General features: G+C 37.4%; 15 protein-coding genes. 11 read left to right on the forward strand and 4 right to left on the reverse strand.

The window, feature by feature from the left end:
• Positions 1-6: 6 nt before the first annotated feature.
• A complete protein-coding gene (locus tag H5087_RS07245; RefSeq protein ID WP_182671588.1) occupies positions 7-1764 on the forward strand; it encodes a DUF3466 family protein in 1758 nt (585 codons plus the stop codon).
• Positions 1765-1866: 102 nt separating this feature from the next.
• On the opposite strand, the gene H5087_RS07250 is transcribed toward H5087_RS07245, so the two are convergent.
• Entirely contained in the window at positions 1867-2373 is a 507-nt protein-coding gene (locus tag H5087_RS07250) for a DUF2062 domain-containing protein (RefSeq protein ID WP_024595571.1), read from the reverse strand.
• Here H5087_RS07250 and H5087_RS07255 point away from each other — a divergent pair.
• Genes H5087_RS07255 through tcdA form a run of 7 tightly spaced genes read left to right on the forward strand, consistent with a single transcriptional unit; the run spans position 2353 to position 9814 of the window.
• Positions 2353-4620: a DNA internalization-related competence protein ComEC/Rec2 gene (locus H5087_RS07255; protein WP_182671589.1), complete on the forward strand. Its 2268-nt coding sequence runs from the start codon at positions 2353-2355 to the stop codon at positions 4618-4620. The genes H5087_RS07250 and H5087_RS07255 overlap by 21 nt on opposite strands.
• Positions 4621-4680: 60 nt before the next feature.
• Positions 4681-6426 carry a lipid A export permease/ATP-binding protein MsbA gene (msbA, locus tag H5087_RS07260; RefSeq protein ID WP_182671590.1) on the forward strand — a complete coding sequence of 582 codons (1746 nt, stop codon included), beginning with the start codon at positions 4681-4683 and terminating at the stop codon, positions 6424-6426.
• Positions 6423-7403 carry a tetraacyldisaccharide 4'-kinase gene (lpxK, locus tag H5087_RS07265; RefSeq protein WP_182671591.1) on the forward strand — a complete coding sequence of 327 codons (981 nt, stop codon included), beginning with the start codon at positions 6423-6425 and terminating at the stop codon, positions 7401-7403. The genes msbA and lpxK overlap by 4 nt, the downstream gene beginning before the upstream one ends.
• Complete coding sequence (locus H5087_RS07270) at positions 7393-7590, forward strand: Trm112 family protein (protein WP_002961789.1); 198 nt, start codon at positions 7393-7395, stop codon at positions 7588-7590. Before lpxK ends, H5087_RS07270 begins: the two co-directional genes overlap by 11 nt.
• A complete protein-coding gene (gene kdsB, locus H5087_RS07275) occupies positions 7578-8339 on the forward strand; it encodes a 3-deoxy-manno-octulosonate cytidylyltransferase (RefSeq protein ID WP_165743201.1) in 762 nt (253 codons plus the stop codon). Before H5087_RS07270 ends, kdsB begins: the two co-directional genes overlap by 13 nt.
• Entirely contained in the window at positions 8336-9016 is a 681-nt protein-coding gene (locus tag H5087_RS07280) for a TIGR01621 family pseudouridine synthase (protein ID WP_182671592.1), read from the forward strand. Before kdsB ends, H5087_RS07280 begins: the two co-directional genes overlap by 4 nt.
• Positions 9017-9814 carry a tRNA cyclic N6-threonylcarbamoyladenosine(37) synthase TcdA gene (tcdA, locus tag H5087_RS07285; RefSeq protein ID WP_002961793.1) on the forward strand — a complete coding sequence of 266 codons (798 nt, stop codon included), beginning with the start codon at positions 9017-9019 and terminating at the stop codon, positions 9812-9814.
• Between the two features lie 6 nt (positions 9815-9820).
• On the opposite strand, the gene H5087_RS07290 is transcribed toward tcdA, so the two are convergent.
• The 3 genes from H5087_RS07290 to H5087_RS07300 all read right to left on the reverse strand — a co-directional run bounded on the left by H5087_RS07290 (position 9821) and on the right by H5087_RS07300 (position 12898).
• Positions 9821-10237, reverse strand: coding sequence for a SufE family protein (locus H5087_RS07290; RefSeq protein WP_182671593.1), 417 nt, complete (start codon positions 10235-10237; stop codon positions 9821-9823).
• A gap of 33 nt (positions 10238-10270) precedes the next feature.
• Positions 10271-11497 carry a SufS family cysteine desulfurase gene (locus H5087_RS07295; RefSeq protein WP_182671594.1) on the reverse strand — a complete coding sequence of 409 codons (1227 nt, stop codon included), beginning with the start codon at positions 11495-11497 and terminating at the stop codon, positions 10271-10273.
• 114 nt (positions 11498-11611) lie between these two features.
• Positions 11612-12898 (reverse strand): citrate synthase, encoded by a 1287-nt coding sequence (locus H5087_RS07300; RefSeq protein ID WP_002961796.1) that lies wholly within the window; start codon positions 12896-12898, stop codon positions 11612-11614.
• Positions 12899-13318: 420 nt separating this feature from the next.
• On the opposite strand from H5087_RS07300, the gene sdhC reads away from it, so the two are divergent.
• The 3 genes from sdhC to sdhA are packed head-to-tail and all read left to right on the forward strand — an operon-like array spanning position 13319 to position 15807.
• Positions 13319-13696 carry a succinate dehydrogenase, cytochrome b556 subunit gene (sdhC, locus tag H5087_RS07305; RefSeq protein WP_182671595.1) on the forward strand — a complete coding sequence of 126 codons (378 nt, stop codon included), beginning with the start codon at positions 13319-13321 and terminating at the stop codon, positions 13694-13696.
• The gene (gene sdhD / locus H5087_RS07310; protein WP_002961798.1) at positions 13687-14034 is read left to right on the forward strand and encodes a succinate dehydrogenase, hydrophobic membrane anchor protein; all 348 of its coding nucleotides are present in this window, start codon (positions 13687-13689) and stop codon (positions 14032-14034) included. The genes sdhC and sdhD overlap by 10 nt, the downstream gene beginning before the upstream one ends.
• On the forward strand, positions 14035-15807 hold the full coding sequence (gene sdhA / locus H5087_RS07315) for a succinate dehydrogenase flavoprotein subunit (protein WP_002961801.1): 1773 nt from the start codon (positions 14035-14037) through the stop codon (positions 15805-15807).
• The last annotated feature ends 5 nt before the right edge of the window (positions 15808-15812 follow it).

The raw sequence follows: 15812 nt of genomic DNA on the forward strand, positions 1-15812 counted from the left end.
ACTAAAATGAAATATAAATTACTCGCTGCCAGTATTTTAGCGACATTAAGCACTTCAGCAACAAGTGCGACGTACCAGTTAAGTGAATTAGGGACTCTTGAAGACGCTAAATATTCTTATGTAACAGATGTAAGCGAAAGCGGGCATATTATTGGTTTCGCAAATGGTTTATACAATTTACCTATTGATACCAGCTATATAGATTTTACTGAAAATGTTATTGAAAGTGCTTACGACAGCACAGAAGCAGCATATGAATTAAGTGATAAAGAAATTACTTTCACACTTGATGACATTGAAAATAATGATGCCGTAAGCACTAATCCTGATGCTCATGCTTTTATGGTTAGTTTTTTGGCAAATTCGAATTTAGGAATTCCGTCTAACTTTGAATATCAAAAAATGAGTTCTTTAGTTGGGATTAAATTTAACGAATCAGAGATTACTGAACAACCGATTTTTGATATAGCTTCTGTTGATTATGATGGATTAACTCGTTCTACTGTCAATCTTTTAAATGCAGTAAGTGAAGATGGCGTTACAGTCGGTTGGGGAAGCGCTCCATACGATAAAGTATCTTTTACACCTGATGGTGAAGATGATGCAGAAACGTGGTTTACTCATGAATTTATAGAACGTGGAATTGTAATAAGCGCTGATGGCAGTGTAAGTGTAGAGTTAGAGCCTGAGTTTAATGAATACGGTGGCACAAGCCGCGCTAACGATATTGTTAAAACTAACAGTGGTTATACCGTTGTAGGTAATATGTCTACAAGCATTCCAGATGACAGACAAGATAATATTGACGATAACTGTGATAATGAAGACGAACCTACGTCAGTATGTATCAACTTGTTAAATTCAAATATTACACGAGGCTTATTTAATAAGCGCGCTGTTAAATGGGAACTTGATGAATCACTTAATATCACGTCTGTTGAAGAGCTTGGTATGGCACTGACACCTGACGAAGGTGAAGCGGAAGATGACGCATTTACAAGTACTGCTTTAGCAGTGAACAGCAACGGGACAATTGTAGGTTCATCGAATACACGTTATTACAAAAATGACGATACAATTCTTACAATGCCAGTTTATTTTAAAGACGGTGCGGTTGTTGATTTTATTAATCAAGAAGATGACTGGCAGTCTGGTAAATCAATTGCTATTAATGATAACGATGTAATTACAGGTTATGCAACTAAACGTATTGAAGGTACTCTTCGTAATAAATTCTTTTACCATGATATAGCAACGGGTAGTACGGTTTTCCCTAATGATTACTTTTCAAGCTCAAGTTCTTACGGTAACGATATAAACAACCAAGGTTATATTGTAGGTGAAGGGGAAGTGGGTGTTTCTGATAGCTCGCGACTCAAAGAGGCCTTTATTTACAAAATTGGTGAAGACAAAATCACTAATCTAAACGATTTACTGCCTTGTTATGACACCGACGGTGAAACTGATTACGCTTATACTATGGTTGAAGCGACTGCTATCAACGAAAATAATGAAATATTTGGTACTGCGACTAAAACAGTTGAAAAGCTAGATTCATTAGGCGGTGTAGTAACTGATATTAATGGTGAAATTGAATATGAGAGTATTGCAATAGCAGTTAAACTAACGCCAATTGCAAATGGTGAAGTAGAAAGCTGTGCTCCAGTAGAAGCTGAAGTTTATGAGCGTAACTCTGCTAGCTTCCCTTGGTATACATTATTGTTATTACCACTGGTTGGCTTAAGGCGTGTATTTCGCTTTTAAAGTTTATTGATTATAAAAAAACCAACTTGATAAAGTTGGTTTTTTTTCGTCTATAATATTTTATTAGATTAGGATTGCAGCGATTATTTAGCTTTAACGCCACTAATTATTTCGTGATAACCATGCTTTTTTCACAGAGCGGCGCCAAATAATATCGATACCAAAATATCCTATAATTGATGCAATAGAAGCACATACTAATGAACCTAATAAAAATGCAGGACCAATTGTTTCTATACTTTCTAAAAACCAAGACCAGCTTGCTTCAAATACAAAGTGTTGTTCTGGCTGATTAAGTATTAACGTACCCACTAAGTATGAGCCATAAAAGATAGGTGGCATGGTTAATGGATTCGTAAGCCATACTAAAGCAACTGATATGGGTAAATTAACCCTAAATAATATAGCACCTGCTGCGGCTAAAACCATTTGAAAAGGAACAGGGATGAAAGCAAAAAATAACCCGACCGCGAAGGCCCCTCGAGCTGAACGTCTATTTAAATGCCAAAGATTTGCGTCTTGCAAAAGTCGTCCAAATATTTTTAGTGATTTATGATGTCTAATTTTATTTGGATCAGGTAAAAATCTTTGGATCGTTTTTTTAGCCATTTAAAGCAACCATTTACATCAGTGTGGATAAGTCTTGGGTTTGTAATTGGCTGTGTAGCAACCGTGTTTTATTATCAAACTCTCGAATTTACAGTCTTCACAATTTTCATTGTAATAGTGAGCGCTTATTTTAAGCCGTTTTTAAACGTATTGTTAGGCTTTATTTGTGCAATTTGCTTTGTTGGTATGCATTTTTACCTTTTTTATAGTTTTGAAATACCAAAACCGAACGAAAAGTATGCACTTGATTCTACATTAGTTGTTGAAGAGATTATTTCTGATAGAAAACCTCAGTATATCAAAGCCAAAATAGTGGCATTAGACGGGAGTAGTTTTTCGAATTTTAGAGCACCCAAAGCAATGCTCAGTGTTAATTCTGCACAGCCTTTTACAGTCGGCGATGAATTCTCTGCATTAATCCATTTAAAATATTTTCGCAGTAATAAAAATTTTAATGTGTTTGATAATGAACGTTATGCATTTATAAATAGAATATTATTTAAAGGCAAAGTGCTCAATAAAGAGCTTAATATAATACACAGCGATAAACAAAGCATCGTGCTAGATTATCAAAACTTCATTAAAAATACCTATACAAATACAAGATTGCAGTGGCTCTATTATGCATTACTCAGTGGTGATAAATCGTTGATGAGCTATACAGATAAACAATTAATGCAATCACTTGGGTTAAGTCACTTACTGGCTATATCAGGCTTACATATTGGTTTGATTTTTAGCTTTGGTTACTTATTCATTCGATTTATCTGTACGAAAATAAACTTTTCAATTGGTCAATCATTTAACCTTACACTTTACTACATTTCGTTCGGTTTTATAGCTGCATTAGTTTACGTATATTTAAGTGACTTTTTAGTATCAGCAACGCGAGCGCTAATTATGCTGGGTTGTTATTTGTTACTTTATTTTCTTGCTAAACAGCCGCTGCGTTGGCGTAGTATTTTATTTGCCTTGGTTATAGTGCTTGCTGTTAACCCATTTAATTTACTTAATCCAGGTCTGTATTTTTCATTTTTAGCGGTCGCTATAATTTTTACTGTTATTAATAAATTACCAATATTAAATACACGAATAAAAAACAAAATTATTGCGTTATTTGTTATTCAAGTAGCATTGTTTATCGGTTTATTACCACTTTCACTTTATTTTTTTAATGGCGTAAGTATTGCGGGACTAGTGATTAACTTAATTGCGATACCGTTTCTTTCCATCATTATTTTGCCATTTTTGATTGTTTTTACATTACTGAGTACTTTTATAGATATAGGTAATTTAATACATTTGTTTGATACAGGGTTATATGCGTTATTTAAATTACTTTATGAAATACCCGAGCCGTTAAGATGGCTGACAACAGGACGAATCGAGTTAATATTCGTCATTTTTACCTATATTACTATGTTGATGATTTACTTCCTCCCCTATAAGTTGCTTTCTTTCATTCCTTTAACAGTACTTTTATTGAATAACCTTCTAAAAGAAAAGCCCAACTGGCAGCTTCATGTGTTTGATGTTGGGCATGGTCTCATGGCATTAATTGAAAAAGATAACCAAGTGCTTATCTATGATTTTGGTCCAAGTTATTTTAATCGTTTTAGTCGTACGCGAAGTATCTTATTGCCTTATATAAAAGCAAATAATTTCACAGTAAAAACAGCGATTCTAAGTCATGAAGACAGCGATCATGCTGGAGGAATACAGCATTTTATTGAAGCTGGATTTGGGGAAACATTAAAGCAATTTCATCCTGAAAATACACTTAATGTGTGTGAAGTCCAAAGTGTTGATTTTGTCGGTTTAAGAGTGGAAAGCTTTAGCACTAGAGGGTATGGAAATGAAAACGACGATTCATGCGTTGTTAGAGTATCAAGTAATACTTATAGTGTGTTATTTACAGGTGATATATCAAAATCCCGTGAAGCCTCTTTATTAGCTAATAATACATCGTTGAAAAGTACAGTCATGTTAAGCCCGCATCATGGCAGTGATACATCCTCAAGTGTTAATTTTATTAGTGATGTAGCTCCTAAAGTTGTGATTCATTCAAGTGCTTATAAAGGACAGTGGGAATTTCCCAAGCCAGTTGTTGTCGAGCGTTACAAAGCAATAAGCGCCGAGCAATTTACAACAGGCGTTGATGGACAAATTAGTATTAAATTCTACTCAAACAATTTGGTCATAGAAACAGCAAGAGGGCAGGAAAGTTATTGGTTTATCAAAGATTGACGTTTAGTTTTATCTCATCGAAGGATACAATACAGGGAGTTACTGTATTTAGAGAGTGTTATGGATCAAAGTACTGCACAAATTTATAAACGTCTTGTCTCGTATGTTGGCGCATACAAAAGCGTCGCTTTTATCGCAATTGTTGGGATGATAGGCTATTCAGCAATGGATGCTTTATTCATTCAATTAATGAAGCCGTTTATTGATCAAGGTTTAAACCAACGAAATACAGAAGTTTTAAAGTACGCTCCTTTTGTAGTTATCGCGTTAGTACTAGGGCGTGGTGTTTTTAACTTTATGTCTTCGTACTGTTTAAGTTATGTGGGCTCTCAAGTTGTACGCTCTTTACGCCAAGAGTTATTTGAGCACATATTGCATTTACCCGTTTCTTTTCATGACAAAAACTCAACAGGCGATTTAATTTCAAAAATCACTTTTGACACAGAGCAAGTTCAACAAGCAATTACTAAAGCGTTACTTATTGTTGTACGTGAAGGAGCCTTTGTTGTCTTTTTACTTGGTGTAATGTTTTATACCAGTTGGAAGCTCTCACTTATATTTTTAGTCATCATCCCTCTCGTTGCAATTATTGTAGCGGTTGTATCGAAACGTTTTCGCCATATTTCTAAAAGTATCCAATCAGCTATGGGGCAGGTTACACGTAGCTCTGAGCAAATGCTTAGCGGACATAAAGTTATTCATGGATTTGGCGGACAAGACCAAGAAATAAACCATTTCTCAAAGATTAATAATCATAACCGCCAGCAGCGCATTAAAATGGATGCGACAAAAGCTTTAAGTGTATCAATTATTCAAATATTAGCTGCCAGTGCCATGGCTGTTATTTTATGGGCTGTATCTCTTCCATCAATGATTGATACGATTACCTCAGGTGACTTCATGGCATTAATTGCCTCCATGATGATGCTATTGCGCCCACTAAAACAACTCGCCAATGTTAATAGTGATATGCAGCGTGGTATCTCTGCTGCACAAAGTATTTTTTTAGTGTTAGATGAAGAAATGGAAAAAGACACTGGCACCGTTTCAGTCGATAAAGTTAAAGGGTTAATTGAAGTTAAAAATGTAACCTTTAAGTATCCAACAAAAGATGAAGCCGTATTAAATGATTTGTCGCTAACGATTAAAGCGGGTGAAAGTATTGCCTTAGTAGGGCGCTCAGGCTCTGGTAAATCAACAATTTCTAATTTATTACCACGCTACTATGACTTAGAGTTACCGAGTGAAATATTACTTGATGGTATAGCCCTGCAGGATTATAAATTAACAGATTTGCGTCGCCAATTTGCTTTAGTGTCTCAACAAGTCGTGTTATTTAACGATACGATTGCTAACAATATTTGTTATGGCATAAAGCATGATGTGTCTGAGGAAGAATTAGAGCAAGTTGCTAAACAAGCGCATGTTTGGGAGTTTATTAAAGACCTGCCAGAGCAATTAAACACCATGGTAGGTGAAAATGGCGTAATGCTCTCCGGCGGTCAACGCCAGCGTATAGCGATAGCACGGGCAATATTAAAAGACGCACCTATTTTGATTTTAGACGAGGCTACATCAGCACTTGATACCGAATCTGAAAAGCTTATTCAGCAAGCATTAGAAACGCTAATGAAAGATAAAACCTCAATTGTTATTGCGCATCGCTTATCTACTATCGAAAACAGTGATCGAATCTATGTTATTGATAATGGTCGTGTAATAGAAAGTGGCGATCACAATAGTTTATTAGCAAATGACGGTACTTATTCAGCCCTTTGCAAAATGCAGTTTGGTGATCAGGCGTGAGTAAAATAGAACAAAGCTGGTATAAACCATTTGGTCTAATTACTTTACTGTTATTACCATTAAGTGCTTTGTTTTGGGTTGTATCGTCATTTCGAAAATACTTATACAGCGCTAAAATACTTAAACCTTTTGAGTGCAAAACGCCTGTAATTGTAGTTGGCAATATAAGTGTTGGCGGTAATGGTAAAACGCCTTTTGTTTTGTGGCTGTATGGTCATTTAACACAGCAAGGTTTATCAGTGGGAATTATTAGTAGAGGATATGGTGGGCAATCAAAAAATTACCCGCTGTTAGTTACTGAGCTTGTAGATGCTCAGCAGGCTGGAGATGAGCCCGTACTTTTATACCATCGTTTAAAGTGCCCAATAGCGGTTGGGCCTAATAGACAACACAATATCGATTTATTAGAAAATAATTTTACACTCGATGTTATTATTTCTGATGATGGAATGCAGCATTATAAAATGCCTCGTAGCATTGAGTGTTGTATTGTTGATAGTGAGCGTCGTTTTGGTAATGGCTTTGTTATGCCAGCAGGGCCACTTCGTGAAACAACTAAACGTTTGCAAAGTGTCGATATAGTAATTGAAAATGGTGGTGAGGCTAATAATAGCTACACATTACAAGTAAGTAATCTTCGCTTGGTTAATTCAAGCGATTATGCAAAAAGTAACGTAAGTGAAGCACATGCAATAAGTGCAATTGGGAACCCTAAACGGTTTGAAAACTCATTAGAAGCACAAGATATTACGTTATTATCGACTCATCATTTTAGAGATCATTATGCTTATACAGTAGATGATTTTGCACAATTTGGTGATGATTGCATTATAATGACCGAAAAAGATGCCGTTAAATGTAAGTCCTTTGCAAAGCCTAATTGGTATTATTTACCAGTAGATGCACAACCTACCGATAGCGTAATAAACAAATTAAATTCAATATTAAAAGAAAAAGGAATACTCAATGGCCTTTGATACAAAATTACTCGAGATAATTGCGTGCCCTGTTTGTAAGGGAAAATTACGCTTTGACAGAGAAAACAACGAACTAATTAGCACAGCAGCTAAGCTTGCTTATCCTGTTCAAGATGATATTCCAGTATTACTTGAAAATGAAGCTCGAGAACTATCTCTAGAAGAGGTTGAAAAGTGGAATTCGTAGTTGTAATTCCTGCTCGTTTTGCATCGACCCGACTACCAGGTAAACCGCTTGCTGATATTTGTGGCAAGCCAATGGTTCAACACGTTTACGAAAAAGCATGTTTATCAGGTGCTAGTAAAGTAGTTATAGCAACCGATCATCAAAAAGTATTTGATGCAGTAAGTATGTTTACTAATGATGTAGTAATGACGCGTGAAGATCACCAGTCGGGTACTGAACGATTAGCTGAAGTGGTTGATTTTCTTAAACTTGATAGCAATACAATTGTGGTTAATGTACAAGGCGATGAGCCATTACTTGCACCAGAAAACGTATCTCAAGTTGCTGCACTATTAAGTGATTCAACAGCACCAATGGCAACGTTAAGTGTTGCTATTGAAGAACGTGATGAAGTATTTAATCCTAATGCCGTTAAAGTGGTTAGCGATATAAATAAAAATGCCCTGTATTTCTCTCGTGCAAGTATACCGTTTGATAGAAATACGATGATGGATGATAGCACTGCCCTTAATTTAGCACCATTTCAACGCCATGTAGGTATTTATGCGTACAGAGCGGGTTTTATTAAACAATACATAGAGCTGAGTGTATCACCATTAGAATTACTTGAATCACTTGAGCAGTTACGTGTTTTGTATCACGGTTATAAAATTAAAATAGAACAAGCTCAAATAGCCCCTCATGCAGGTGTAGATACGCCTGATGACTTAGCTAAAGTGATAGCGCATATTAAAAGTAAAAACGTGTGAGTGAGCAAGCAAGTAAGATATTAAAAGTTGTTCATACACATAACGACTTTTATATTTTAGAAAAGCCAGCGGGTCTTAATTTTCATTCAGAAGAGGGACCCGGCTTTGTTGTTTTAGCCGAACAACAATTATTGCAAAAGCTTTATGCCGTTCATCGTTTAGATAAAGTGACATCAGGGCTGATTATTTTAGCGCGAAACAAAGCCTCTGCAGCCGCCTTTACTGTTATGTTTACTGAGCATGCGATTAATAAATTTTATTTAGCGATTAGTGATGCTAAACCTAAAAAGAAGCAAGGGTGGATAAAAGGCGATATGGCTAAGTCTCGCCGTGGCTCATTTAAGTTACTAACGAGTACACTCAACCCTGCAATCACCCGATTCTATTCTCTGAGTTATAAGCCAGGATTTAGAGGGTATATTTTAAAACCTTATTCAGGAAAGACGCATCAATTAAGAGTGGCACTAAAAAGTGTGGGCGCAGCTATTTTAGGCGATGCAATGTATTCAGGCTCGCTATCAAATCGTACCTATTTACATGCATATGCATTGAGCTTTTTTTGGCAAAGTGAACAAATACAGCTAACTTTATTACCCGATAATGGTGATGAGTATTTGGCGTTAATTAAACATCAAGATTTTCAAGCATGGCAATCGCCATGGCAACTGGATTGGTAAATGAGCGAAAAAGTTACAGATATACGTTTTGGTGGTATTAAACGTTTATATGGTCATCAACAGTTTGATTGGCTTCAAGAAGCACATTTTTGTGTAGTAGGTATTGGTGGTGTAGGAAGCTGGACAGCAGAAGCACTTGCGCGTACTGGTGTTGGTAAAATAACACTTATAGATTTGGATGATATTTGCGCCACTAACGTAAATAGGCAAATTCATGCGTTAACGGGCACTATTGGTCAAGCTAAAGTCGATGCAATGAAAGCGCGCTGCGAGCTTATTAACCCAGAATGCCAAATTAGTGTAATAGATGACTTTATTACGCTTGATAATATTCAAGAGCATATTCAAGGTTTTGATTATGTAATTGATTGTATTGATGCAGTTAAAGAAAAAGCAGCATTAATTGCTCACTGTAAACGTAATAAACTACCTATAATTACAACTGGTGGTGCTGGCGGGCAAACAGATCCTAGCCAAATAACGTTTGGTGATGTAGCTAAAACTACGCAAGACCCATTACTTGCAAAGGTGCGCTATATTTTGCGCAAGCAATATAATTTTAGTAATAATCCTAAACGTAAGTTTAATATTGATTGTGTTTACTCAACAGAGCAATTGGTTTACCCAGGAAGCGATGGCAGCGTATGTCATGCTAAGCAAAGTGCTGATGGCACAATGAATATGGACTGTAATAATGGTTTTGGCTCTGTGACTATGATCACAGGAAGCTTTGGTTTTTTTGTTGCTGCAAAAGCGGTGCGTAAATATCTAGATAAAAAACAACGCTCACAAGCTTAGTTTTCGTTAACTAAGCTTGTGTTGTGCCATGGTTTGAATTTTTTCAACCATGGCTTTAATACCATTACCACGTGATGCGCTTAAGTGGCTTATAAGGCCGAGCTTTTCAAATTCTTCATACGCATTTTTATTCACTACCTGTTCTGGTGTAAGCCCGTTGTAAAGCGCTAAAATAATGGCTAATAATCCTTTTACTATACGAGTATCAGAGTCACCTATTACAACAAGTGTATTTTCGGTTAAGTCAAATTCAACGAACATCCATACTTTGCTTTCACAGCCTGGTACAAGTGCATCATCAGTTTTCAAAACATCAGCTAAAGCCGGTAACGTTTTTCCTAAAAGCATTATCTCACGATATTTTTGCTGCCAAGCGGTCGCATTTTTTATAGATTCTGTGACTTTTTTAAACGTATTTGTCATGAGTTATCCTAATTAATTCTATTAAACTGGTGTTCAATCTAATAAAGCGATACATTTTTTAAGTGAATCAATGAATATATCTACATCTTTGTAGGTATTATAAAAAGAAAAACTCGCTCTTAACGTTCCATTAAGCCCTAAATGTGTCATTAATGGTTGCGTACAATGGTGTCCGCTTCTGACAGCAACACCATATCCGTCAAGTAAAGTTGCCAAATCGTAAGGATGTTCATCTTTAAAATTAAAACAGAGTGTACCAATATTGTCAGATAGGTTGCTGAATATGGTAATGCCATCCACCTTTACCAATTTTTGTGCCGCGTAACTAAACAATTCTTGTTCATATTGCTGTATTTGCACGTGATCTAATTCATTTAAATAGTCTAAAGCGGCACCAAAGCCTAAAACTCCAGAAATATTTGGTGTGCCAGTTTCAAATTTTGCAGGCGCAGGGCGATAAGTGCTATGAGTTAAGTAAACTTTATCGATCATTTCACCGCCGGATTGGTAAATATCTAGCGTATTTAACTCTTCATATTGGCCATAAAGTACACCTAAGCCTGTTGGACCGAGCATTTTATGGCCTGAGCATACATAAAAGTCACAGTTTAATTCACGTAAATCGGGTTTTAAATGTAGTGCACCTTGGGCTCCGTCCACTAAAACAAGTGAATTCACCTCTTTTGCAGCTACAATTAGTGGCTTTAAATCAGTGATATTACCCAGCGTGTTCGATGCTTGTGTAATAGCTAATAACGCAGGTTTTGTTTCTTTTATAAATTCACAGCATTTTTGTATGTTTAGCGTGCCGTTATTATTTAGCGGCAGAGAGACTAATTTAGCTCTCGTCTGTTGGCTCACTAGTTGCCAAGGCACTATGTTTGCGTGATGCTCAAGCGGAGATATTATTATGGTATGACTTTCATCTAAACGCTTTTTTAAGCCGTTAGCGACCAAATTTATGGCTTCTGTAGCACCTTTAGTCCATACAATCTCTTTACTTAAGACATTAAAAAACCTTGCAGTTTTATCCCGGACTTGTTCATAAGAATAAGTGGCTTGCTCGCTAAGTGTATGGCGTCCACGGTGTACATTTGCATTTTGAGACGTATAAAACTCAGTAATTGTATCTATAACTGATTGAGGCTTTTGTGAGGTTGCTGCTGAGTCTAAATAAACAAGCGGGCAGCCGTTTATTGTTTGATTTAATGTCGGGAAGTCTTTTCTAATTTTATTTATATCAAACTTTAAAGTAGGCATAGCTCATCTACATAGTGTTTTTAAGGCAGGGATTGTAATCGGTTTATGATAATTCTCAAGTGCTGTTAATAAAAAAGGCCGCAAAATGCGGCCTTTTAAACTAACAAGCGCTAATTAACGCTTGTCAGTTGATACGTAGTCACGTTGAGTGTAACCAGTATACATTTGGCGAGGACGGCTGATCTTATGACCAGGTTGAGATAGCATCTCATCCCAGTGAGTGATCCAACCAACAGTACGTGCCATTGCAAAAATTACAGTGAACATGCTTGTTGGAATACCAATCGCTTTTAAGATAATACCAGAGTAGAAATCTACGTTAGGGTATAGTTTCTTCTCTACAAAGTACGGGTCTTCAAGGGCAATTTGCTCAAGCTTCATAGCAATATCAAGAAGTGGATCTTGGATATTTAGCTCAGCTAAAACTTCATGACACGTTTGACGCATTACTGTAGCACGTGGGTCGAAGTTTTTGTAAACGCGGTGACCAAAGCCCATAAGGCGGAATGGGTCAGCTTTGTCTTTAGCTTTAGCAACGTATTCATCAATACGGTCCACAGAGCCAATCTCTTCTAACATGTTTAAACATGCTTCGTTAGCGCCGCCGTGAGCAGGTCCCCATAAAGAAGCAATACCAGCTGCAATACATGCATACGGGTTAGCACCTGATGAACCAGCAAGACGAACTGTTGAAGTCGATGCATTTTGCTCATGATCTGCATGAAGCATAAAGATTTTATCCATAGCTTTAGCAGTTACAGGGTTAACTTTATATTCTTCAGCAGGTACAGAGAACATCATGTGTAAGAAGTTTTCTGCGTAGCTTAAATCGTTACGTGGGTATACAAACGGTTGGCCGATGTTTGTTTTATAAGCCATTGCAGCAATAGTTGGTAACTTAGCAACTAGCTTAACTGCGCTTGTTTTACGTTGTTCTGCATCAGTAATATCAAGGTCTTCATGATAAAAAGATGATAACGCACCCACTACGCCACAAAGCATTGCCATTGGGTGAGCGTCAAAGCGGAAACCTTGGAAAAAGTTAGCAATCTTCTCGTCAAGCATAGTGCTTGTAGTGATTTCATTCTTAAAAACTTCATATTGTTCTTTAGAAGGTAACTCACCATTTAAAAGTAAGTAGCAAAGCTCAATATAGTTAGAATCTTCAGCTAATTGCTCAATTGGGTAACCACGGTGAAGTAGTACACCTTTACCACCATCAATATAGGTGATTGCAGATTCACAAGAACCAGTCGACATGAAACCTGGGTCATAAGTAAAGTGACCATGTGAACCTAACGTACGTACGTCGATTACATCTTGGCCAGCAGTGCCTTGATAAATTGGAAGTTCGATTGGATCTAGTCCATCAATATGGACTGTGGCTTTTTTATCTGCCATCGCTATGTATCTCCTATTAAGATATCTATTCTGATTTTTAGATTTTAAAGTTCTGAAATCTGTTTTAAGCACATCTTCGCATTTTAACGTGAAAGAGGGGGTTAAAGTCAATTTTTATAAACATTATGCATATATGTATAATAAATATTCGGTATTAATTAAATATAATACTATTGGCTAATTCGCAAACATCTCTAAATAAACAAGAATTGTAAAAAGTCCTGTGGGTATATATACTAACGGTGGTTTTAAACCGTATTGTATTTGGGTAAACATATTCTTAACAGCTTAAAATTTACTGTTTTGTGAACTTTAACTATTTTGATACGTTTATTCTGATAGTTCCATCAGTAATATTTGGTGGGTTTTTAGAAAAACAAGTAGATGAGCTCCACTGTGAGCAAAGATGGGCAAGTAACTGTGAAAAAGCAAAGACCTGTAAATCTAGATCTAACAACTATATCTATGCCGGCAACGGCTAAAGCTTCAATTTTTCACCGCGTCACCGGTGTTGCATTGTTTTTTGCTTTAACGTTTGTCATTTGGGCTTGGTCTGAGTCTCTCTCTTCAGCTGAAGGTTTTGAATTCGTCAAGGGTCTGTTTAACGGATTCATTGCCAAATTTATAGCTTGGGGCACTGTTTCTGTATTAGGTTATCACCTTATTGGTGGCATCCGTCATATGATTATGGATATGGGACATTGGGAAGAACTTGAATCAGGTAACCTCAGCGCTAAAGTATCAATGGCTCTTGGTGTTGTGTTTGCCTTATTGGCAGGGGTGTGGATATGGTTTTAAATCAAGCAACTCTTAAACGTGATGGTGTACAAGATTTCGTATCTTTACGTACCACGGCATTAATAATCAGCGCGTACGCGATTTTTATTATCGGCTATTTTTTAGCGACGCCAGAAGTCACTTTCGAAGCCTGGACAGGCCTCTTCTCTAACCTAGCAATGAAAGGGTTTACTTTAATTACCCTTATTTGCATTATGGTTCATACCCGCATTGGCCTTTGGCAAGTTCTTACAGACTATGTTAAGTGTTCGAAGTTGCGTGCTGTTTTAGGTTTTGTTTTAAACCTAATGGCCGTTGCTTACGTAGCTATTGGTCTAATCGTATTATGGGGTGTTTAAGTGAAATATTCTGTTCGTGAATTTGACGCCGTAGTAATTGGTGCAGGTGGTGCTGGTATGCGCGCTGCTTTAGCAATTACAGAATCTGGCAAAACGTGTGCATTAATATCTAAAGTATTTCCAACGCGCTCACACACTGTATCTGCTCAAGGTGGTATTACAGTAGCGCTTGGTAATTCACACGAAGACAACTGGGAATGGCATATGTACGATACCGTTAAGGGTTCCGATTTTATCGGTGACCAAGACGCTATTGAATACATGTGTCAAACTGGCCCAGAAGCTATTACTGAATTAGAAAACATGGGACTACCATTTTCTCGTTTTGAAAATGGCCGTGTTTACCAACGTCCTTTCGGTGGTCAATCGAAAAACTTTGGTGGTGAACAAGCCGCACGTACTGCTGCTGCAGCTGACCGTACTGGTCATGCTTTACTTCATCTTCTATATCAACAAAACGTTAAAAACAAAACAAATGTATTCTCTGAGTGGTATGCACTTGACTTAGTTAAAAACGACAATGGCGATGTAGTAGGGTGTACAGCAATTGAGATTGAAACAGGTGAAATCACTTTCTTCAAATCTAAAGCAGTTGTATTAGCCACTGGTGGTGCAGGTCGTATATTCGCATCAACAACAAATGCTCACATTAACACCGGTGACGGTGTTGGTATGGCAACACGCGCTGGTATTTCTATGCAAGACATGGAAATGTGGCAGTTCCACCCAACGGGTATTGCAGGTGCTGGTACGCTAGTAACTGAAGGTTGTCGTGGTGAAGGCGGTTATCTTTTAAATAAAGATGGCGAGCGCTTCATGGAACGTTACGCACCAAATGCAAAAGACTTAGCGTCTCGCGATGTTGTTGCGCGTTCAATGATGACTGAAATCCGTGAAGGTCGTGGTTGTGATGGTCCTTGGGGTCCTCATATCAAGCTGAAACTTGACCATTTAGGTGAAGAAACGCTTAACCTACGTCTTCCTGGCGTATGTGACCTAGCTAAAACATTCGCTCACGTTGATCCAGCTAAAGAGCCAATTCCAGTAATTCCTACTTGTCATTATATGATGGGTGGTGTTCCTACTAACGTAAATGGACAAGCACTACAAATCGATGCTCAAGGCAACGAAAAAGTAGTTGAAGGTTTATTTGCTGTTGGTGAGATTGCATGTGTATCTGTACACGGTGCAAACCGCCTAGGTGGTAACTCATTACTAGATTTAGTTGTATTTGGCCGTGCTGCTGGTAACTTCTTAGGTAAATACCTTAAAGATGTTGAAGTATCAAAAGCGGCTTCAGAGTCAGATTTAGAAGCGTCTCTTGCACGTTACAACCGTTGGGAAAATTCAACGGCTGGCCAAGGTGAAGATCCAGTTCAAATCAAAAAAGACCTACAGCAATGTATGCAGCTTAACTTCTCGGTATTCCGTGAAGGCGATTCAATGGCTTCAGGTCTTCAAGAACTTAAAGAAATTCGTGAACGTCTGCAACATGCTCGTCTTGATGATAAATCATCAGACTTCAATACGCAGCGTATCGAATGTCTTGAACTAGATAACTTAATGGAAACAGCTTACTCAACTGCAGTAGCTGCAAACTTCCGTACAGAAAGCCGTGGTGCACATTCTCGCTTTGACTACCCAGATCGTGATGACGAAAACTGGTTATGTCACTCAGTATTCAATCCTGTAACGGATGAAATGAGTAAGCGTGATGTAAACTATGCGCCTAAAACGCGTGAAGCTTTCCCACCTAAAGCACGTGTTTACTAGGAGAT

Origin of the sequence: Pseudoalteromonas sp. SR43-7 (assembly GCF_014163785.1) — a bacterium.
GTDB classification, from domain to species: Bacteria; Pseudomonadota; Gammaproteobacteria; order Enterobacterales; family Alteromonadaceae; genus Pseudoalteromonas; species Pseudoalteromonas distincta.